At 58.0% G+C, this 19340-nt stretch carries 17 protein-coding genes and 2 tRNA genes; 6 read left to right on the top strand and 13 right to left on the bottom strand.

Going from position 1 to position 19340, the window contains the following annotated elements; translation table 11 throughout:
- Window positions 1–9: 9 nt before the first annotated feature.
- Window positions 10–1116, top strand: coding sequence for an agmatine deiminase (gene aguA / locus NOR51B_RS10765; RefSeq protein WP_009019361.1), 1107 nt, complete (start codon window positions 10–12; stop codon window positions 1114–1116).
- Between the two features lie 234 nt (window positions 1117–1350).
- On the opposite strand, the gene NOR51B_RS10760 is transcribed toward aguA, so the two are convergent.
- Together NOR51B_RS10760 and NOR51B_RS10755 are read right to left on the bottom strand one after the other, a co-directional pair.
- Window positions 1351–1426, bottom strand: a tRNA-His gene (locus NOR51B_RS10760).
- A gap of 86 nt (window positions 1427–1512) precedes the next feature.
- A tRNA-Pro gene (locus NOR51B_RS10755) sits at window positions 1513–1589 on the bottom strand.
- A 161-nt stretch (window positions 1590–1750) separates the two neighbouring features.
- On the opposite strand from NOR51B_RS10755, the gene folD reads away from it, so the two are divergent.
- The gene (folD, locus tag NOR51B_RS10750) at window positions 1751–2602 is read left to right on the top strand and encodes a bifunctional methylenetetrahydrofolate dehydrogenase/methenyltetrahydrofolate cyclohydrolase FolD (RefSeq protein WP_009021716.1); all 852 of its coding nucleotides are present in this window, start codon (window positions 1751–1753) and stop codon (window positions 2600–2602) included.
- Window positions 2603–2604: 2 nt separating this feature from the next.
- Here the strand turns inward: folD and cysS are convergent, their stop codons facing one another.
- Entirely contained in the window at window positions 2605–3990 is a 1386-nt protein-coding gene (cysS, locus tag NOR51B_RS10745; RefSeq protein ID WP_009019134.1) for a cysteine--tRNA ligase, read from the bottom strand.
- The gene (locus NOR51B_RS10740; protein ID WP_009019391.1) at window positions 3983–5638 is read right to left on the bottom strand and encodes a glutamine--tRNA ligase/YqeY domain fusion protein; all 1656 of its coding nucleotides are present in this window, start codon (window positions 5636–5638) and stop codon (window positions 3983–3985) included. The genes cysS and NOR51B_RS10740 overlap by 8 nt, the downstream gene beginning before the upstream one ends.
- Before the next feature lie 130 nt (window positions 5639–5768).
- Here NOR51B_RS10740 and NOR51B_RS10735 point away from each other — a divergent pair, with 130 nt between their 5' ends.
- Both NOR51B_RS10735 and NOR51B_RS10730 read left to right on the top strand, forming a co-directional pair.
- Window positions 5769–6278 carry a peptidylprolyl isomerase gene (locus tag NOR51B_RS10735; RefSeq protein WP_040482032.1) on the top strand — a complete coding sequence of 170 codons (510 nt, stop codon included), beginning with the start codon at window positions 5769–5771 and terminating at the stop codon, window positions 6276–6278.
- Window positions 6279–6283: 5 nt separating this feature from the next.
- Window positions 6284–7000 carry a UDP-2,3-diacylglucosamine diphosphatase gene (locus tag NOR51B_RS10730; RefSeq protein WP_009021625.1) on the top strand — a complete coding sequence of 239 codons (717 nt, stop codon included), beginning with the start codon at window positions 6284–6286 and terminating at the stop codon, window positions 6998–7000.
- Here the strand turns inward: NOR51B_RS10730 and miaE are convergent.
- On the bottom strand, window positions 6962–7618 hold the full coding sequence (gene miaE / locus NOR51B_RS10725; RefSeq protein WP_050759466.1) for a tRNA-(ms[2]io[6]A)-hydroxylase: 657 nt from the start codon (window positions 7616–7618) through the stop codon (window positions 6962–6964). The genes NOR51B_RS10730 and miaE overlap by 39 nt on opposite strands.
- Window positions 7609–8124 carry a DUF1289 domain-containing protein gene (locus NOR51B_RS10720; protein WP_230198453.1) on the bottom strand — a complete coding sequence of 172 codons (516 nt, stop codon included), beginning with the start codon at window positions 8122–8124 and terminating at the stop codon, window positions 7609–7611. Before NOR51B_RS10720 ends, miaE begins: the two co-directional genes overlap by 10 nt.
- Window positions 8125–8305: 181 nt before the next feature.
- Here NOR51B_RS10720 and acnB point away from each other — a divergent pair, with 181 nt between their 5' ends.
- Window positions 8306–10918, top strand: coding sequence for a bifunctional aconitate hydratase 2/2-methylisocitrate dehydratase (gene acnB / locus NOR51B_RS10715; protein WP_009020990.1), 2613 nt, complete (start codon window positions 8306–8308; stop codon window positions 10916–10918).
- Window positions 10919–11004: 86 nt separating this feature from the next.
- Window positions 11005–11547 carry a DUF924 family protein gene (locus tag NOR51B_RS10710; RefSeq protein WP_009019547.1) on the top strand — a complete coding sequence of 181 codons (543 nt, stop codon included), beginning with the start codon at window positions 11005–11007 and terminating at the stop codon, window positions 11545–11547.
- Between the two features lie 94 nt (window positions 11548–11641).
- On the opposite strand, the gene NOR51B_RS10705 is transcribed toward NOR51B_RS10710, so the two are convergent.
- The 7 genes from NOR51B_RS10705 to NOR51B_RS10675 are packed head-to-tail and all read right to left on the bottom strand — an operon-like array spanning window position 11642 to window position 19339.
- Entirely contained in the window at window positions 11642–13492 is a 1851-nt protein-coding gene (locus tag NOR51B_RS10705; protein WP_009019498.1) for a transglutaminase family protein, read from the bottom strand.
- Window positions 13489–14448 carry a DUF58 domain-containing protein gene (locus NOR51B_RS10700; protein ID WP_009019035.1) on the bottom strand — a complete coding sequence of 320 codons (960 nt, stop codon included), beginning with the start codon at window positions 14446–14448 and terminating at the stop codon, window positions 13489–13491. The genes NOR51B_RS10705 and NOR51B_RS10700 overlap by 4 nt, the downstream gene beginning before the upstream one ends.
- A gap of 10 nt (window positions 14449–14458) precedes the next feature.
- Entirely contained in the window at window positions 14459–15376 is a 918-nt protein-coding gene (locus NOR51B_RS10695; RefSeq protein WP_009019228.1) for an AAA family ATPase, read from the bottom strand.
- 39 nt (window positions 15377–15415) lie between these two features.
- Window positions 15416–16618: an O-succinylhomoserine sulfhydrylase gene (locus NOR51B_RS10690; RefSeq protein WP_009019868.1), complete on the bottom strand. Its 1203-nt coding sequence runs from the start codon at window positions 16616–16618 to the stop codon at window positions 15416–15418.
- Between the two features lie 9 nt (window positions 16619–16627).
- The gene (purF, locus tag NOR51B_RS10685; protein ID WP_009020879.1) at window positions 16628–18133 is read right to left on the bottom strand and encodes an amidophosphoribosyltransferase; all 1506 of its coding nucleotides are present in this window, start codon (window positions 18131–18133) and stop codon (window positions 16628–16630) included.
- Window positions 18134–18148: 15 nt separating this feature from the next.
- Window positions 18149–18718 (bottom strand): CvpA family protein, encoded by a 570-nt coding sequence (locus tag NOR51B_RS10680; protein WP_009020035.1) that lies wholly within the window; start codon window positions 18716–18718, stop codon window positions 18149–18151.
- Window positions 18719–18721: 3 nt separating this feature from the next.
- Window positions 18722–19339: an SPOR domain-containing protein gene (locus NOR51B_RS10675; RefSeq protein WP_009020006.1), complete on the bottom strand. Its 618-nt coding sequence runs from the start codon at window positions 19337–19339 to the stop codon at window positions 18722–18724.
- Window position 19340: the final 1 nt, after the last annotated feature.

Below are 19340 nucleotides of genomic sequence, written 5' to 3'. Positions count from 1 at the left end.
GGAATCTACATGTCACGCACCCTCGAGAGCACGCCGCTGCAAGACGGGTTTCGGATGCCCGGCGAATTCGAACCCAAGTCCGGCTGCTGGCTGGGCTGGCCTGAGCGGCCGGATGTCTGGCGTAACGGCGGGAAGAACGCGCAGCACGTCTGGGTAGAGATTTGTGCGGCCATTGCTCGCAGCGAACCCGTCACGGTATGCGTATCCGCCGCCCAGTACGCCAATGCCAGGAATAGGCTTCCGACGGACATTCGCGTCATTGAAATGAGCACTAACGACAGCTGGTTTCGTGACTCTGCCTGCGCGTTTCTCGTCAACGACAAAGGCGAGGTTCGTGGTACCGACTGGACCTTCAATGCTTATGGTGGCCTGAATGACGGACTTTACTTTCCCTGGGACAAGGACGACCAGATCGCCCAAAAAATACTCGAGATAGAAAATCTCGATCGCTACCGGTCCAGCCTCATTGCCGAAATGGGCGGTATCCAATGCGATGGCGAGGGCACTCTGCTCACCACGGAGCAGTGTTTACTCAATCCAAACCGAAATGGTCATCTGGGTAAGACCGCGGTAGAAGAGCAATTGCGTGAGTACATGGGCGTTGAGAAGATCCTATGGCTACCCCGTGGATGCAAGTTCGACGAAACCGATGGTCATATCGACGATCTGGCCTGCTGGGTCGCTCCAGGCGAAATCCTGTTGCAATGGACCGATGATCTTGAGGACCCCCAGTATGAAATTTATCAGGAGGCCTACAACATTCTCAGTCATGCGACTGATGCGCGCGGCCGCCGGCTGAAAATTCACACCATCCACCAGCCAACAGCACTCGAGTGGACACCCGAAGAAGCCGCTGGATTGGACGTCGGCACCGGCGCCCACGAGCGCACAGCGGGTACCAAAATCTGCGCCTCTTATATCAACTACTACATTGGCAATACGGTGGTTGTCGTTCCCGAATTCGATGACCCACACGATGAGCCAGCTAAGGCAATGCTGCAGGTCTTATTTCCCGACCACGAGGTCATCGGCATAAAAAACGCCCGCGAGATCCTGCTGGGAGGAGGCAATATTGCCTGTATAACCCAGCCGCAGTACGCCGGCATCGGAAAATAGCCCGCCCGGCCTCAGTAAACCCCGGTATGTGCGCCTCCCCCCCTGTGCTCCAATTCTCGAGTACACCAAGTAGTAACGCAGAAAGAGCTGCGGATCCAGAGCACGAGTCGCTCGATGATAAATGCGCAGAGGGATGCCCGTGGCAGGCATTCTCGAGGGCGCTCAATCGCAGCCGCAACGCCAAGGGCTTCCGGCCGTTGGAGTACGCCCGATCCTGTCGAGGGCGATTGAAGATGGGGTGGCTGACGGGTCTTGAACCCGCTACCTCCGGAGTCACAATCCGGTGCTCTACCTGGTGAGCTACAGCCACCACTGAACATTACGGAGCGCCACATCGAGCGCCGCCTCCCTGGAGGCGTCAGCGGGTGAAAAGAACTCACCCACCAACCTGAAAAGTGGTCGGGGTAGAGGGATTCGAACCCCCGACATCCTGCTCCCAAAGCAGGCGCGCTACCAGACTGCGCTATACCCCGTAACGGAACCACCAAACCCTGTTCCGCGCGGCGCGCAGCATACTGTTTTTGCCCCCGCTTAGCAACAAAACCACCCCGTTGCGGGTGGCACCGTCGACAGCAGCGGTGCTTCCGGTGACAATGCCGTCCCCTGCCCGAAGTTTGTGAATGGAGCACCCCCAATGACCGCGTTGACTCTCGACGGCAAGTACGTCGCCCAGCTCACCGAGCGGGACCTCGCCAAGCGCGTGGAAACACTTAAATCGGTGTCTGCAGGCAAAACGCCCATACTCGCCACGATACTGGTGGGTGATGACCCGGCATCGGCCACTTACGTCCGGATGAAGGGCAATGCCTGTCGCCGGGTCGGCATGGAATCCATGGCGGTCGAGCTCCCGGCCACGATTAAAACCAATGACCTGCTGCGTGAGATCGACAGCCTCAACCACAACCCCGACGTGCACGGCATTTTGTTGCAACATCCGGTGCCTTCGCACATCGACGAGCGCGCCGCTTTTGACATGATTGCGCTGGAGAAAGATGTCGACGGTGTCACCTGCCTGGGCTTCGGTCGCATGAGTATGGGCGAGCCCGCCTATGGCTGTGCAACCCCGCAAGGCATTATGCGCCTGCTCGCGCATTACGACATCGATCTCAGCGGTCAACACGCCGTGGTGGTGGGCAGAAGCCCCATTCTCGGTAAGCCAATGGCCATGATGATGCTGCAGGAAAACGCAACCGTGACGATCTGCCATTCACGAACCCGCGATCTTGAAGCCCATATCGCCCGTGCCGATGTGCTGGTTGGCGCTGTTGGTCGACCTGAATTCATCAGGGCCGACTGGGTCAAAGATGGCGCCGTGGTCGTCGATGCCGGCTATCATCCGGGTGGTGTGGGTGACGTTGAGCTCGGGCCCCTGCTTGCGCGCGCATCCGCGGTCACACCCGTTCCGGGCGGCGTCGGACCGATGACGATCAACACGCTGATTCAACAAACGGTAGCGTCAGGGGAGAAGGCTCTTCTGAAAGACTAGACCTACTGTCGGCGCCAGGTCGTGCCCGCCGCACTGTCCTCGAGCACAATGCCGGCACTGGCCAGCGCGTCACGTATGGCATCGGCGGCAGCGAAATCCTTGTCGGCTTTTGCTGCGGCACGCGCGGCAATTTGACCCTCAATTTCGTCGGCAGAGAGGCCCTCCCCCGATCCTGAGCTTAAGCCTGAGGTCAGCCAGTCGACCGGGTCGTGCTGTAGCAGTCCCAACAACTTACCTGCGGCCAGTAATTCGCCCTTCAATCTGGGAATGGCAGCTTCTTCGGCCTTATTCAACCGCTTGCTCACAGCATGTAGCTCAGCGATCGCCTGGGGCGTATTGAGATCATCGAGCAAAGCCTGCGCCACCGCTGTTTCACTCGCCTCAACTGCTTCAGGCGCCGTATCAGCTACTTGGCGCAGTGCGCTGTAGAAGCTGTCCAGCGCCGACTTGGCGTTATCGAGTAAGGATTCCGAAAACGTCAGCTCCGAGCGGTAATGGGCAGACAGCAACGCAAAACGCAGGACTTCACCGCGATAGCTTTGCAGCAACTCGCGCACGGTCCGGACGTTACCCAATGACTTGGACATCTTCTCACCGTCCATGTCGAGATATGCGTTGTGCATCCAGTAGCGTACGAATTCACCGCCATAGGCGCAGCAGCTCTGCGCACGTTCATTTTCATGGTGTGGAAATATCAGGTCGCGACCACCGCCATGGATATCGATGGTGTCCCCCAGATGCGCTTTGATCATCGCCGAACATTCGAGGTGCCAACCCGGACGTCCCCGACCCCAGGGGCTCTCCCAGCCGGGCTCGTCATCGCTCGAGGGTTTCCAGAGTACAAAATCACCGGGGTGGCGCTTGTAACTCGCCACTTCAACGCGGGCGCCGGCAAGCATATCGTCGAGGGATCGTCCGCTCAGCTGTCCGTATTCAGCCATGGAGTCAACGGCGAATAAAACGTGACCTTCGGCGACATAGGCATGGTCGCCGGCCAGCAGTCGCTCCATTAAGTCGAGCATCGGTCCGATATTGTCGGTGGCATGGGGCTCAATGTCGGGAATTAGGGTATTGAGATTGCCCATATCCTCGCGGTACTTGGCCGTAAACTCGTCGGTGACATCCTTGATGTCGGTACCCGCCGAGCGCGCCGCCTCGATGATCTTGTCGTCGATATCGGTGATGTTGCGCGCATAAATCACGTTGGGGTAGCGCGACCGCAGCACCCGGTTCAGGGTGTCAAACACAACCACCGGCCGCGCATTGCCAATATGCGCGAGGTTGTAGACCGTGGGACCGCAGACGTACATAGTCACGCGGTTAGGATCGGCCGGGGTGAAAATCTCTTTTTTTCGCGAAAACGTGTTGTAAAGCGCCAGTTCAGCCATTGCCGCCACCCCAGGTATCGCGCAACCCAATGGTCAGGTTAAACACCGGCGTCGCGTTACTGTGGGCATGTCGATCGGCGACAAAATAGCCCTCACGCTCAAACTGAAATACCTGCTCGGGCTCGGCGTTTGTCAGGGATTCCTCGATGACGGCATCCACAATCGTCGCCAGAGAATCGGTATTGACTACCGACAACAGCTCCTCGGCGCGACCGGGGTTGGCATCGTTAAACAGCCGATCATAGAGTCTCAGCTCCGCCGTCGCGGCGCCATGGCTCGCCACCCAGTGGATCACCCCTTTGGGTTTAACGCCATCCCCGGGATCTTCACCGAGGGTATTTTCGATCACGCGGCAATAGACCGTCGTAACGGTTCCCGCCTTGTCCGTATCGCAACGATCGGCCTCGATAACATAGGCCCCGCGCAGCCGCACCCGCTTGCCGATAACCAGCCGCTTGTACTTTTTATTCGCCGACTCCCGAAAGTCGTCAGAATCAATCCAGAGTTCCGGGCCAAAGGGCACCTCGCGGTGTCCCAGAGATTCATCCGAGGGGTGGTTGGCGATGCGTAGTACCGACGTCTCGTCGACATTGGTGAGCACCACCTTGAGTGGTCGCAATACACAAAACGCCCGCGGTGCAGTTTCGTTTAAGTGCCCGCGTACGGCGTGCTCAAGCATGGCCATATCGACCATACCATCGGAACGCGATGTCCCCACTTCCTCACAAAAGTGTCGGATCGCCGCCGGTGGATAACCGCGTCGTCGCATCCCGGCGACGGTGGGCATTCGCGGGTCATCCCAACCGTCAACAGTGCCTGAATCCACCAATAGCTTGAGTTTACGTTTGCTGGTGACGGTGTAGGACGTATTCAGCCGGGCGAATTCGATTTGCCGCGGGCGATGGGGCACGGGCAAATGCTCGATCAACCAGTCGTACAGCGGCCGGTGGTCCTCAAATTCGAGCGTGCAGATCGAGTGGGTAATCCCCTCAATCGCATCCTCCTGCCCATGGGCAAAGTCGTAGGTGGGATAGATCGGCCAGTCATCGCCGGTCTGATGATGAGTCGCATGGCGAACGCGGTAGAGTATGGGGTCGCGCAGGTTGATGTTCGGCGATGCCATATCAATTTTTGCACGCAACACACAGGCGCCATCGGCAAATTCACCGGCGCGCATGCGCTGAAACAGATCACGGTTCTCCGCGGTGGTTCGCCCGCGATAAGGGCTGTCTTTACCCGGCTCGGTAAGCGTACCCCGATAGGCCCTCGCTTCCTCCGCATCGAGATCACAGACATAAGCATTACCGGCATCAATCAATACCAGTGCCCATTGGTAGAGCTGCTCGAAATAGCTCGATGCAAAACGCACCTCACCATGCCACTCGTAACCGAGCCAGCGGAGGTCCTCCTGAATCGCGTCGATAAAGATCTGGTTCTCTTTCTCGGGGTTCGTATCGTCAAACCGCAGATGGCATTGACCACCAAACTCCGCCGCCAGCCCAAAGTTCACCGAAATCGACTTGGCGTGGCCAATATGGAGAAAACCGTTCGGCTCGGGCGGAAAACGAGTGACCACGCAGTCGGACCGGCCAGCATCGAGATCGGCCTGTATCTGGGTTTTCAGAAAATTACTGCGCGGGGTGTCCATTGCGGCTGCCTGAAAAAGAGTGGCGCGCAGTATAACGGCACTACACCATCGGGGTTAAGCAGGAAACCCGTTTTCGTAGCCGTTGAGACGCGTTAATATCGCCCCCTCACGCAACCCAGGGATCAATCTCATGTCCACAACCCGAATTCTCATGAAAACCACCTTTGGCGACCTGACGTTATCGCTCGACGGCGAAAAAGCACCCAAAACCGTTGAAAACTTCCTCAATTACGTCCGCAGCGGCTTTTACGACGGCACGATTTTCCACCGGGTCATCGACAATTTCATGATCCAGGGCGGCGGCTTCGACAGCGATATGCAGCAAAAACCCGCCGAAGCACCTATCGAGAACGAAGCAGACAACGGTCTCACCAACGACCGGGGTACCATCGCAATGGCTCGAACCACCGATCCCCATTCCGCCACAGCGCAGTTCTTCATCAATGTGGGTAACAATGATTTTCTCAACCACACCGGCAAGACCATGCAGGGCTGGGGCTACGCCGTGTTTGGTGCCGTCACCGAAGGTGATGCGGTACTCGACAAGATTCGCGACGTTAAAACCGGCAATAAGGCGGGTCATCAGGACGTGCCTGTGGAAGCTGTCATCATTGAGTCCATTACCGTTCTTGACGACTGACTACGGTGAGCGAATGCCTGTTTATCAGTGATCTGCACCTCAGCGAGGAGCATCCCGCTGTCGAACAGGCCCTCACCGATTTTTTGCATCGCGAGCAGAAAGCGAACGCCCTGTATGTGCTCGGGGACCTGTTCGAAGTCTGGATCGGCGATGACGACGACACACCACTCGCCGAACGCGTCGCCGACCGATTCAAAGCCTACAGCGATAACGGTCCGGCCCTGTTTTTCATGGTCGGCAACCGCGATTTCCTGATGGGCCCGTATTACGCCGGGCGCTGCGGTGCCACGCTGCTTGAGGATCCCACCGTGCACAACATCGGCGGCGAACCCACACTGCTAATGCATGGTGATTCACTGTGTACCGAGGATATCGACTATCAGGCGTTCCGCGCCCAATCGCGCCAGCCACAATGGCAACAACCGGTACTCGCAAAACCACTCGAGGAGCGGCGACAGCTTGCACAATCGCTCCGTGCAATGAGCCGTGACGCTGGCAGCAATAAGGCCGAAGATATTATGGACGTAACCCACAGTGCCGTTAACGCCGCCATGGAAACCGCCGGCGTTACGCGACTGATCCACGGCCATACCCACCGTCCGGCCCACCACCGCGTGGATAGGGGCGATCGGTGGGTTCTTGGAGACTGGCTGGAACTCGGTTGGTGCCTGCGCGCGAGGGACTCAGGCCTGAGCCTCGAGAAGTTCGATATCGGCAGTTAATGCTGCTGTTGTGGCGGGCACTCCGCTGTGAAAGCGAAACTCGTTGTCTGCACCCTCTATGAGTGACTGCTCCAATACCCGCAGTGTTTCGAGCCGCTGAGCAACCTCTTCCTTAGTCGTCAGCCCCTCTGCCAGCGACAGATAATCCATGAAATGCCGCGCCTCGGATTTCAGAAGCGACTCATAGAAGTCGGCCAGTTCCACGTCCAGCGCGGGAATCAATGCGGCAAACCGCTCGCAGGAGCGCGCCTCGATCAATGCACCAATCAGCAGCGTATCGACCAGACGCGAGGGTTCTTCCGCGCGGACCAGGCGTCGCAGCGAGGCCGCGTAGCGCGCAGCCGTTAGCGGGACATAGTCAATGTGCCGACGCGCCATAATCTTGAGGACCTGCTCAAAATGACGCAGCTCCTCCCGCGCCAGCCGGGACATTTTGTTCAACAACACAGGCTGGTCGGTATGCCGATTGAGTAGCGCCATCGCCGACGCGGCGGCCTTTTTTTCACAGTTGGCATGATCGATCAGCAGTACATCAAGGTGCTGTACCGCAGTATCAACCCACGCCTTGGGCGTAGGGCAGGGCAGAAATTCGAGTACGGGCGCGATATCTACACCCATGCCGCACCCTCCGCATCGCGAAACAGATCGGGCGTAGCCAGATAGCGCTCATAGTGAGCCACCGACAACAGCCAGAACTCATGATCGATGCGATCACGAAGCTCGCCCAGCGAACACGAGTGCCACTCGGGAAGCACTTCAAAGCCAAAGGCCTCGGGGTCATCGATTTGGCTTGCGCCCGCTTTTAACAGGGCAAATAACCAGCAGTAAGGGTCGTGGTCGGGGTTATGCCGCACCAATTGGACCGACAACTGCCACTCCAGCAACGACCGATCCAGGATCCTGAACTTGTTCGCCACGCAGGTGGCGAGAAATGCGGCCAGTCGGCGATCAACAATCGTCTTTTCGGCTTCGGAATAGGCGTTCCAATCGATAACTTCATGACTAAAGCGCTTGCAGCCGCGACAAACGGTGTCGCCGATACCCGTCGAGCACACGCCGATACAGGGCGTGCGGACCCGCGGTCTTGGCCCCTCCATACCCCTGTTTGCCGCCTCATCTGTCATGCCCGAAAGTCTAGGGTATGGCGTCTGTGAATGCACGGTATCAACGCGCAAAGGTATCGACAAATCCGGACGCGAGCTATACTACACATTACAAACCCCCGTTTTTCGGCACTGCAGGCGCCGGTAACCACTCCGTACGTGTGCAGGTCGATGCCACTGGCTTGATCAAAGGAGTTTTATCGTGCTGGAAGCCTACCGCGAACATGTCGCCGAGCGCGCTGCGCTTAACATCCCCCCCAAGCCGCTCAGTGCTGAGCAGGTCGCAGGACTCGTCGACCTTCTGAAAGATCCCCCGGCCGGAGAAGCCGACACCCTGCTCGACCTGCTCGCCAACCGCGTTCCCCCTGGTGTTGATGAGGCGGCGTACGTGAAGGCCGGGTTTCTCTCAGCTATTCTGAACGGCGAGGCTGAGAGCCCGCTAATCGACAAAGAAGATGCCATCAAGTTACTGGGCAACATGCACGGCGGCTACAACATAGAAACACTGGTTGGACTTCTCAATGACCCCGATCTGGGTGCTTTGGCCGCGGAAGAACTCAAGCACACCTTGCTCATGTTTGATGCCTTTCACGATGTTGAAGAACTCGCGAAAGCCGGTAGTGAAAATGCCAAAGCCGTTATTCAGAGCTGGGCTGACGGCGAGTGGTTCACACGTCGAAAGCCGGTTCCGGAGTCAACCAAAATGGTGGTCTTCAAGGTCACGGGGGAAACCAACACCGACGACCTCTCCCCCGCTCCCGATGCCTGGTCCCGACCCGACATCCCGCTCCATGCATTGGCGATGTACAAGATGGAGCGCGATGGCCTGACTCCCGACGATCCCGGCAACACCGGCCCGATGCAACAAATCCAGAAAATTAGCGGTGGCGAGCTGCCGGTCGCTTTTGTCGGCGATGTTGTGGGCACCGGCTCGTCGCGCAAATCAGCCACAAACTCCGTACTCTGGTTCTTTGGCGACGACATTCCCGGCGTACCCAATAAGCGTGCCGGCGGCGTGTGTATCGGTAGCAAGGTCGCCCCGATTTTTTACAACACCATGGAAGATGCCGGAGCACTGGTTTTCGAGGCGCCGGTTGATGACCTGTCGATGGGTGATGTGATCGAAATCCGGCCCTACGACGGTAAGATTCTGTCCGAATCAGGTGCGGTTTTATCCGAGTTCAGCCTTAAATCCCAGGTCCTGCTCGATGAGGTCCGCGCCGGAGGTCGCATTAATCTGATTATAGGCCGCGGTCTCACTGCAAAAGCCCGCGAGTCGTTGGGTCTTCCGGAAGCGGATCTGTTCCGCCTTCCTGAGCAGCCCAAGGACAGCGACGCGGGCTTTACCCTGGCCCAGAAAATGGTGGGACGTGCCTGCGGCACCGATGGTGTGCGTCCGGGGACCTACTGCGAGCCGAAGATGACGACCGTGGGCTCCCAGGATACGACCGGACCGATGACCCGGGACGAACTCAAAGACCTGGCCTGTCTCGGTTTCTCAGCGGATCTCACCATGCAGTCCTTCTGTCACACCGCCGCGTACCCCAAGCCGGTTGATATCGACACCCAGCACAGCCTGCCAGACTTTATTCGCACGCGAGGCGGCGTGTCACTGCGCCCCGGTGACGGCATTATTCACAGCTGGCTGAACCGCATGCTACTTCCCGATACCGTCGGTACGGGTGGCGATTCACACACCCGATTCCCGATGGGTATTTCATTCCCGGCAGGATCGGGCCTGGTCGCCTTTGCCTCGGCTACCGGTGTAATGCCCCTCGACATGCCGGAATCCGTGCTGGTGCGCTTCAAAGGCGAGTTACAACCGGGAATCACGTTGCGGGATCTGGTTCACGCCATTCCCTATTACGCGATTCAGGAGGGCCTGTTAACCACCGACAAGAAGGGCAAGAAGAATATCTTCTCCGGTCGAATCCTCGAAATTGAAGGACTCGATTCGCTGACGGTTGAGCAGGCCTTTGAGCTGTCCGACGCCTCCGCCGAGCGCTCAGCCGCCGGATGCACCATCAAACTGGGCGAGGAAACCATCGCCGAGTACCTGCGATCGAATATCGTGCTGCTGCGTTCCATGATCAGCGAAGGCTACGGCGACGTGCGAACCCTTGAGCGTCGCGCCCGCAAAATGGAAGACTGGCTTGCCAATCCCGAGTTGCTCGAGGCCGATGCCGACGCAGAATATACCGCAGTCATCGAAATCGACCTCGCGGATGTCAAAGAACCTATCGTCTGCGCACCCAACGATCCCGACGATGCCCGACTGTTGTCCGAGGTCGCCGGTGACAAGGTCGATGAAGTGTTCATTGGTAGCTGCATGACCAATATCGGTCACTTCCGCGCAGCGGGCAAATTACTGGAGGCCCACGGATCGCCGGTTACCACCAAACTGTGGATCTGCCCTCCGACCCGAATGGATGAATACCTCCTCATGGAAGAAGGGTATTACTCGATATTCGGCCGGGCGGGTGCTCGCACCGAAATGCCAGGGTGTTCGCTGTGCATGGGCAACCAGGCTCGGGTGGCGCCAAAATCGACGGTGCTCTCGACCTCTACGCGTAACTTCCCTAACCGACTCGGCGATGGTGCCAATGTGTATCTCACATCAGCTGAGCTCGCAGCGATTGGCTCACTGCTCGGTCGTCTGCCGACGCCTGAGGAGTATCAGGAATTCGCGGGCAAGCTCAACGCCATGTCCGCTGAAATCTATCGCTACATGAACTTTGATCAGATCATCGAGTATCAAAAGCTGTCGGATGATGGCAAGCAGATTGCAGCGGTACAGATCGACCAGGTGGCCTGAACCTCTAATCAGCACACAAAGGGGCCTAACGGCCCCTTTTTTATGTACGATTAAACACATCGTGGACGCGAAATCTTAGGCACACTATGAGGGATCCCGAAACAGTACTCGCCTTCTGGTATGAGGAACTTTCGCCGAAAGATTGGTTCAGGAAGAACCCGGCGATCGACCGCACGATTGAAACCCGATTTTCAGCGCTGCATCAGCAGGCCAGTCGCGGAGAATGCTATTGGTGGCGCAGTAGCCCACGCGGCCGACTCGCTGAAATTATTGTACTCGACCAGTTTTCACGCAATATCTATCGCGATGATGCCCGCGCCTTTGCTCAGGATGGCATGGCGCTGACGCTGGCCCAGTGGGCAATAGCAAGCGGTGCCGATACCCCGCTGACCCCTGCCGAACGCCAGTTTCTTTACATGCCCTTTATGCACTCGGAATCGTCCGCAATACACGAGGTCGCGGGTGTATTGTTCTCGAGTTCAGGACTGGAAGACGCACTGCGATCAGAGCAACAGCACCGGGGCATTATTCAACGCTTTGGCCGCTATCCGCATCGCAACGCAGTATTGAGGCGCCCGTCAACGCCGGAGGAAATTGAATTCCTCAAGGGCCCGGGGTCGGGTTTCTAGACCATACTCACCACGAGCGCTTCTCAGCGATACAAGGCGCCCTCAATACTTTCAAGTTCGCGAAGTAGCGTATCGGGACAATTACCCTCCTCCATCAAACGACGGCGGAAGACCCCCGGTGCTTCACCGCGGCGACGGGAAAACCGCGGCGTTCGAGTCGTTTACACAGTGCGTTGAGCGACCGCTCCTCTGAATTGAGCGCTACACTCTGGCGACCACGATAGCTCCACCAGGTAATCGGAAGCAATACCAGCGCCCAGCTTCCAATAATCAGGGCCAGTAATTTAGCCACCTCGGTACCGCCCAGCCAGCGCTGCAATAAATCGATTTGAAACTGGTTATCAAAGCCAATAATGAAAGACTGCCATCGCCAGGCGACGGCTTCGTAGCGCAATCTCACCCAATCGAGTAGGCCAACCCCCCGGAACCGAAGCATCGATAATGGCGAGTCGGCAAGAAACGACCCCTCCTCCCGCAACGCCTCTTCGATACCCCATTCAATTCGGTCGGGAGCCACCGCCGCGGTGGGGTCAACCCGTGTCCATCCACGATCAGGCAGGTAGACTTCGGTCCAGGCGTGGGCGTCGAACTGACGTACGATCACCGTATTGTTGAGCGGGTTTACCTCCCCGCCCTGATACCCCCCAATGACCCGTGCCGGCAAGCCCGCCTGGCGCATCATCACGGCAAAACTGTAGGCGTAGTGTTCACAAAACCCGCGACGACTCTCAAAGAGAAATTGATCAACAAAATCACGACCTTCGATGGCAGGTGGTCGGAGTGTGTAGAAAAAAGGATTGTTGCGAAAATAGCTCAGGGTGGCGCTCACTAACGCCGCAGGCTCTGGGTTTTCCGTTTGCAGTGAGCGCACCAACGCCGCGGCTTTGGGATTTTCCCCGGTCGGCAGCGCCAATTCGGTACGGCGGCGCCACGGGCTAAGCGCCTGGTTGCGCTGAGCCTCAGGCCAGGTCGATACCTGGTAACCAAACTGCCCCTCAATGGCTCGGGGCGTAAAAAGACGCGCGTCAGCGGCGTTCGCCACGCCCGGGGTTGACGATTCCGCATAAGGCAACGCAAACAGCCAATTCTGCAGCGTGGCCTCGAGTATGACCCGATACTCGATGGGCTGGCCTGTCAACGGTCTGGGCTCGGGCAGGCGCTGATCGGGGGGTACCTCTCGCCAGCGCAGCGATCGCCAGGCGCCGTCTTCCAAAATGCTCATAACGACACCACGCCAGTACAACTCGGGTTTGGGTGGTATGACGTCCTCAAACTGCGCGCGAAACGCAAGCTCGCTGGAGCGACTCAGCTCAGAGACTTCGCCGGGGCGCATCGAATCGCTCATGCCGGTGACGCCCGCCTGACTCTTGCTGGGTACATTCCAGAGTGGGCCGATACGCGGAAAAAGCAGGAATAAAACCAGCATCAACGGTACCGCCTGAAGCAGTAACTTTGCCGAATACCCGAGCGGCGCCCAGGACGCGCGCTTCCCCGGAATCTCATTGAGGGCATTCAATGTCGTGATGAGCAGTAATGTGTTGACCAGGGTATAGAGTAGCGTCGGCAATTCCTGCGAAAACAAAAACTGGGTTACGCAGATGAAAAAGCCGAGTGCAATCAGTACATACCCGTCTTTCGCCGCCACTGTTTCCACCAGCTTCAAGCCGGCGGCGATCAGTAGTAACGCGACCATGGGTTCCAGCCCCAGCAGCGACCCAAAACTCCAATACACGCCGACTCCGGCACCGATCGCCAGTGGCAATCGCACCACTACCGGCAGCATTTTTTCGCCGGCCTTCAACATCCGCAAGCGCCAGGCGGCGGCGCCCACGTACACCAATATCACCCAGGGCGGTATTCGCGCCAGATGCGGTAACACCAGGGTAAATTGGCAAAACAATAACCAGTAAAGGGCATTTCGTGGTATTTGATCGGCGAACCTCATGACGCCTCGGTATCCGCAAGCCCGAACAGGGCCAGTGCACGAAGCACCTGTTCACGGTGCCTGTCGCCTCTACCCAATGGCAACTCCAGTCCGGACAGCCGCAGTCCGTACTCGTCGCCGCTGGCATCCAAGATCAGCGCCCGATGGCACAACCACGACAGGCGCTGAGCCTCGGTGCCACTGTCGTAATCTTTCCAGTCGAGCCAGTGATGCTGTTGTTGCGGCTGCGCGAAAAGCCGGGTTTGCAGGGGCTGCTCCCGGGCATAGCCGCGCCAGTCGATAGTGCGGGGGGAATCCCCCGGACGATAATCCCGGAAACCCGACAAATCATCATCGCCCGCGCTGGATCCGCCACCCTCGTCCCCCCCCAAACCCTGTGACCGCGGTGGGGGACCGGGTATGGGGGTTGGATAGACCAGTGCCCGCAGCTGGAGATCTACGAAGCTCCAGCATCGCAACAACCCCAATGGGTAGCAGGTCTCGACACGCAGGCGTCCCGGGTAAAACCAGCCGCGCTCGCCGACACGGTGATAGAGCTTTACGTTCACCGTGTCCCTGGCAGGAACGTCGATACAACACTCGGAGCCAGGCCATGACAAACGCACAGATTGATGCGCCCGCTTTCCGCCCGCATCAAGTCGCAACTGAAACTCGGCCTGTTGGCCGGCGAACACGGCTGGCGCCCCAACCCCTGTCAATTTCAGGTTCAACAGGTTGCCGTGGGTGTGATGGATGCCCACCATCAACATGGTGCCCAACCAAAACGTCAGTCCATAAGCCAGATTGTTCTGATAATTGATCGCCGTGAGCAGCATCAGTAACAGGGCGGCTAAAAACAGCGCACCGGCTTTTGAAACAAAGATAAAAAGACGTCGGTTCTTGAGAACAACCGAGGATTCTGCCGGAAGACGCTTTGACAGCCAGCGTTGATAGCGATCACGAACGCGCGAGCGCACGCCACCGGACTCAGTCGGGGATAACGTCGACACGATCACGAAGCAAGGCGACCAGAGCGTTCCCATCACCCGCAAAATCAGCGCTCGGTATAACCCGGTGGGCAACAACCGCAGACAGCACGGCCTGCACATCTTCCGGAATCACAAAATCGCGGCCCTCGATCACGGCCCAGGTTCGAGCCGCTGTGATCAAAGCCAGTGCCCCCCGGGGAGAGAGACCTACCGAGAATTCGGCGGCGTTCCGGGAGTAGGCAACCAGACGCTGCAGATAGCCGACAAGGCTGTCTGACACTTTGACCTCAATCACCTGCTCGCGGACGGCTTGAAGCTGTTGCGACTGCAAGACGGGTTCGATGGTGGACACATCCGGCGCCTTGCCACGCAGCAGCAACTGACGTTCTGACCGTGGATCGGGATAGCCGAGGGTGAGTCGCATCAGGAAACGATCCAATTGAGACTCGGGTAACGCATAGGTACCGCTTTGATGCGCCGGATTCTGTGTGGCGATGACAAAGAAGGGATCAGGCAAAACCCGAGTCTCCCCGTCGATACTCACCTGCCCTTCCGCCATCGCCTCGAGCAGCGCGCTTTGGGTTCGAGGGGTTGCTCGATTGATTTCATCGGCCAGCAGTACCTGACTGAATATGGGCCCGGGCTGGAACGCAAAGCCCCCCGCATCCCGATCAAAAATCGATAAACCCAGAATGTCCGATGGCAGAAGATCAGAGGTAAATTGCACTCGCCCGTAGTCGAGTCCCAGCGCCCGCGCCAAAGCGTGGGACAGTGTGGTCTTGCCCATGCCGGGCAGATCCTCGAGCAACAGATGTCCACCCGCAATAAGGCAACAGAGCGCCTGGCGTATCTGCAGATCCTTACCCAGCAGGACTCGCCCGATCTCACTCACTGTACGATCAATGACCTGCTGCATGCAATTGTCCGTCTGGTTTACGCCGAACCGGCGCGAGCGTCAGCGCAACAAGGCAGCAAAGCCACGGTCGCAATCCGCCTTGATATCCTCAATATGTTCGAGGCCCACCGCGATTCGGATCAAACCATCACTGATACCGGCTTCATCGCGCTGTTGCTGGGTCAGTCGGCTGTGGGTCGTCGTCGCTGGATGCACTATCGTGGTTTTGGCATCGCCGAGATTGGCGGTCAGGGACATCAGTTCGGTGGCCCGGATAAATTGCCACGCCGCCGCCTGACCTCCCTGCACTTCGAAAGACAGCACACCACCGAAGCCTTCCTGCTGCGCCACAGCGAGATCGTATCCCGGGTGATCGGGCAAACCCGCATAGTTCACCCGATTGACCGGCGCCATGGTCTGTAGCCACTCCGCCAGATGCTGGGCTCGCTGACAGTGCGCCTGCATACGCAGCGACAGTGTCTCGAGACCTTTCATACAGACCCAGGCATTGAAGGGGCTGATCGCGGGTCCGCAAGTGCGCAAAAACCCAACCAGCTCTTCCATGAGCGACTCGGCACCCACAACGGCCCCGCCCAGCACACGACCCTGCCCATCGAGGTATTTGGTCGCCGAGTGAATTACCAGGTCGGCACCGAGATTGAGTGGTCGCTGCAATGCAGGGGTACAGAAACAGTTATCGACCACCAGCAGCGCACCCTGATCATTGGCGATCTGCGCCAGCGCTGCCAGATCGGCAACCTCGCAAAGTGGGTTCGACGGCGTCTCACAAAACAGCAGCCGTGTTGACGGCCGCGCGGCAGCGCGCCACGCGGAGGGGTCACGCAGGGACACGAAGCTGGTCTCTACACCAAAGTTACCGAGATACTTTTCAAATAGCCCCACGGTGCTTCCAAATACATCACGGGAGCAGATAACGTGGTCACCACTCTTTAGCAGCGCCATGCAGGTAGCGAGTATCGCAGCCATCCCGGACGCTGTGGCCACGGCCGCCTCCCCCTCCTCCATCGCCGCGAGGCGCTGCTCAAAGCCGCGAACCGTCGGGTTGGTATAGCGGGAATACACATTGGCTACATAGTCACCGCTAAAACGCGCGGCCGCGTCCTCGGGTGAGTCAAAAATAAAACTGGATGTCGTGTGGATAGGCTCGCTGTGCTCACCTTCGCTACTTCGCCTGATACCCGCCCGGATCGCCTGGGTTTCAAGGTGCGCCCTGTCCAGCCAGTCACCGTCTTCCTTGGTCATTGCACGCCCCTAGGCATCATTGTGGAGGCCGACTACCGCGGCATCCTGATTACGCGACACACCCTCACCGCGGGCAGCCTCAATAGTGGTCAGGTAATCCGCATCGATATTGCCCGCCTGGTAAATGCCATCGAACACGGACGACTCAAAGCCGGAGATCGACTCATTGCCCTCCTGAGAGCACGCCAGAAGATCCTCGATATCCTGATACACCAGCCAATCAGCACCGATCAATTCGCAGATTTCATCGACCGTTCGGTTGTGGGCGATAAGCTCATTGGCCGCGGGCATGTCGATGCCGTAAACATTGGGATAGCGTACCGGCGGCGCTGCCGAGGCAAAGTACACCTTGCTGGCACCGGAGTCCCGCGCCATCTGGATAATCTGACGGCAGGTGGTTCCCCGGACGATGGAGTCATCGATCAGCATCACCGTTTTGCCTTCAAACTCGAGCGGTACCGGGTTCAGCTTTTGGCGCACGGATTTCTTTCGCGTATTCTGCCCCGGCATGATGAAGGTTCGACCAATGTAGCGATTCTTCATAAAGCCTTCCCGGAACTTCACGCCCAGGTGATAGGCGAGGGACTGCCCGGCAACACGCGAGGTGTCGGGAATTGGAATCACTACATCAATGTCCTGATCGGGCCGCTCCCGCATAACCTTCTGCGCCAACCGTTCGCCCTGACGCATCCGTGTTTTGTACACCGACACACCATCCATCATGGAATCAGGCCGCGCGAAATACACGTGTTCAAAAATACACGGCAGCAGCCGATGGCTCTCTGCACATTGATGGCGGCGCATCTCACCGGCAGCCGTAATGTACACCGCTTCGCCAGGCTGAATATCACCCAACAACTCAAAGCCAAGCACATCGAGAGCCACACTCTCCGACGCCACCATGTATTCCTTGCGTTGCCTTGGACCTTCACGGACACCAAGAACCAGGGGACGAATACCGTTAGGATCACGAAAGGCCACCACGCCCAGATCGGTCAGCATCGCCACCGCGGCATAGGCGCCTTCGCAACGGCGATGTACCGCCGAGACGGCGGCAAAGATATCAGCGGCCTCAGGTACCAGCTTCCCTCGCCTTTGCAATTCGTGCGCGAACACATTGAGCAAAACTTCCGAATCCGAATCGGTATTCAGATGTCGCAGGTCACTGCGAAAAAGCTCAGAGGCGAGTTGCGACGCATTGGTCAGGTTGCCATTGTGGGCGAGCGCAATACCATAGGGCGAATTGACATAGAAAGGCTGGGCCAGCGCGGTCCCTGAGCTGCCCTGCGTTGGATAGCGCACATGACCGATACCGAAGTTCCCGAGCAAACCCGCTATTTGCGGACCGCTGAATACATCGCGCACAAGGCCCTCGCCCTTGCGCTGCTGAAACTTCCCGTCTATGCAGGTCATGATGCCCGCGGCATCCTGACCACGGTGTTGCAACATGGTTAACGCATCGTAAACATCAGCGGCGACATCCGTTGCCCCGACAATTCCTACCAGGCCGCACATCAGCTGTCCCCCACCCTAGAGCATTTCACTGGACTCAAAGGACTCGCCCAGTGTTTCAGGGGGGTCTGCCTCGAGTACATCATCAAAGGTTTGACCAAAAACTTCGGCCATGTCGTCCAAGGGATCGACCAACTGTGCGTTGTCAAGCCACGCCTCTTCGGAGTCGGGTAAAAAGGCCCGCAGCAGTAATACCGCCGCCATCATGATGACAAGGCCTCTGACTACACCAAACATTCCACCGAGAAAGCGATTACCCAGATTGAAACCCGGCTGGCGCATTTGCTTTGAAAAAAACGCACCGACAGCGCCAAAAATAGCCAGCACCGCGACAAAGATAAGCAGCCAACCCGCCAGATAACGCAGGGTTGGATCGTCGATAACATGGGTGAGCGCATTGGCCAGCGGCTTCGCCAGAAGACTGGCGCCCACGAAAGCGAGAACCCATCCCAGCACTGCCATCACCTCGCGCGCAAAGCCGCGCCACAACCCGACCACCATAGACAGCAGCACCACCGCCACGACCACCCAGTCGAAACCCGAAAACCCCTGGGTTGCTGAGGAAACATCGGAAAGAAGATCGTCCATGGCCTACTGAATATACCTAATCACTGCGGAATCCACCTTTAGCAGAGGGTCTATCACCGTTTTGATCGGCGCAAGCTTATCACGCTCAATTTTAGGCCCTATCTGCACACGGTATAACTGGCGCCCTGCTTTTGAGGTTGAACGGACAAAGGCCGGATACCCTTTGGTGGTTAAACGGTCGACCAGTTCATTGGCGCGAGATTCCGAACTCAATGTCGCCACCTGAAGCACCCAGGCCATCGCAAGGCCCTGCTCATCAACCGCCGGTGGTTGCGGCGCGCGCTCCCTCGGGGCGGGCGGATCTACCTCATCCGCCGAGGGGAGCAGGTCTTCCGATGCCTGAGTCGCGAGCGTCTCATCAATGCTTGTCGCTTCGTCCGCGGCTATCTGTTCCTGATCAAGATCGGGGAGTTGGGGTAGCTGGGGTGCAATGGAGTCCCTGCGATTTTCAGGTTCGGGCATGGGGCTTCGGTCAATCGTCGGTGCCGGGGGAATGGGCTCTAGCGCAATGGGGTCGTTTTCAAAGCGCTCAGGCTGCACAAAAATAATCGGCCAGAACACCACGCCCAGTGCGATCAACACTAAAGCACCTACCAGCCGTTGCTTGAGAATCGGATCCATT

This window comes from Luminiphilus syltensis NOR5-1B (assembly GCF_000158175.1).
In the GTDB taxonomy this organism is placed as follows: Bacteria; Pseudomonadota; Gammaproteobacteria; order Pseudomonadales; family Halieaceae; genus Luminiphilus; species Luminiphilus syltensis.
This window is presented reverse-complemented; position numbering and strand designations above follow the sequence as displayed.

What these genes read in the sequence shown, in the direction of transcription:
- aguA (WP_009019361.1), top strand. Translation starts at nt 10, where the DNA reads ATGTCACGCACCCTCGAGAGCACGCCGCTGCAAGACGGGTTTCGGATG.
- NOR51B_RS10710 (WP_009019547.1), top strand. Translation starts at nt 11,005, where the DNA reads ATGAGGGATCCCGAAACAGTACTCGCCTTCTGGTATGAGGAACTTTCG.
- purF (WP_009020879.1), bottom strand. Translation starts at nt 18,133, where the DNA reads ATGTGCGGCCTGGTAGGAATTGTCGGGGCAACGGATGTCGCCGCTGAT.
- miaE (WP_050759466.1), bottom strand. Translation starts at nt 7,618, where the DNA reads ATGGGTGTAGATATCGCGCCCGTACTCGAATTTCTGCCCTGCCCTACG.
- NOR51B_RS10705 (WP_009019498.1), bottom strand. Translation starts at nt 13,492, where the DNA reads ATGAGGTTCGCCGATCAAATACCACGAAATGCCCTTTACTGGTTATTG.
- NOR51B_RS10735 (WP_040482032.1), top strand. Translation starts at nt 5,769, where the DNA reads ATGTCCACAACCCGAATTCTCATGAAAACCACCTTTGGCGACCTGACG.
- folD (WP_009021716.1), top strand. Translation starts at nt 1,751, where the DNA reads ATGACCGCGTTGACTCTCGACGGCAAGTACGTCGCCCAGCTCACCGAG.
- NOR51B_RS10720 (WP_230198453.1), bottom strand. Translation starts at nt 8,124, where the DNA reads ATGACAGATGAGGCGGCAAACAGGGGTATGGAGGGGCCAAGACCGCGG.
- cysS (WP_009019134.1), bottom strand. Translation starts at nt 3,990, where the DNA reads ATGGCTGAACTGGCGCTTTACAACACGTTTTCGCGAAAAAAAGAGATT.
- NOR51B_RS10690 (WP_009019868.1), bottom strand. Translation starts at nt 16,618, where the DNA reads ATGACCAAGGAAGACGGTGACTGGCTGGACAGGGCGCACCTTGAAACC.
- NOR51B_RS10740 (WP_009019391.1), bottom strand. Translation starts at nt 5,638, where the DNA reads ATGGACACCCCGCGCAGTAATTTTCTGAAAACCCAGATACAGGCCGAT.
- NOR51B_RS10675 (WP_009020006.1), bottom strand. Translation starts at nt 19,339, where the DNA reads ATGGATCCGATTCTCAAGCAACGGCTGGTAGGTGCTTTAGTGTTGATC.
- NOR51B_RS10695 (WP_009019228.1), bottom strand. Translation starts at nt 15,376, where the DNA reads ATGCAGCAGGTCATTGATCGTACAGTGAGTGAGATCGGGCGAGTCCTG.
- NOR51B_RS10680 (WP_009020035.1), bottom strand. Translation starts at nt 18,718, where the DNA reads ATGGACGATCTTCTTTCCGATGTTTCCTCAGCAACCCAGGGGTTTTCG.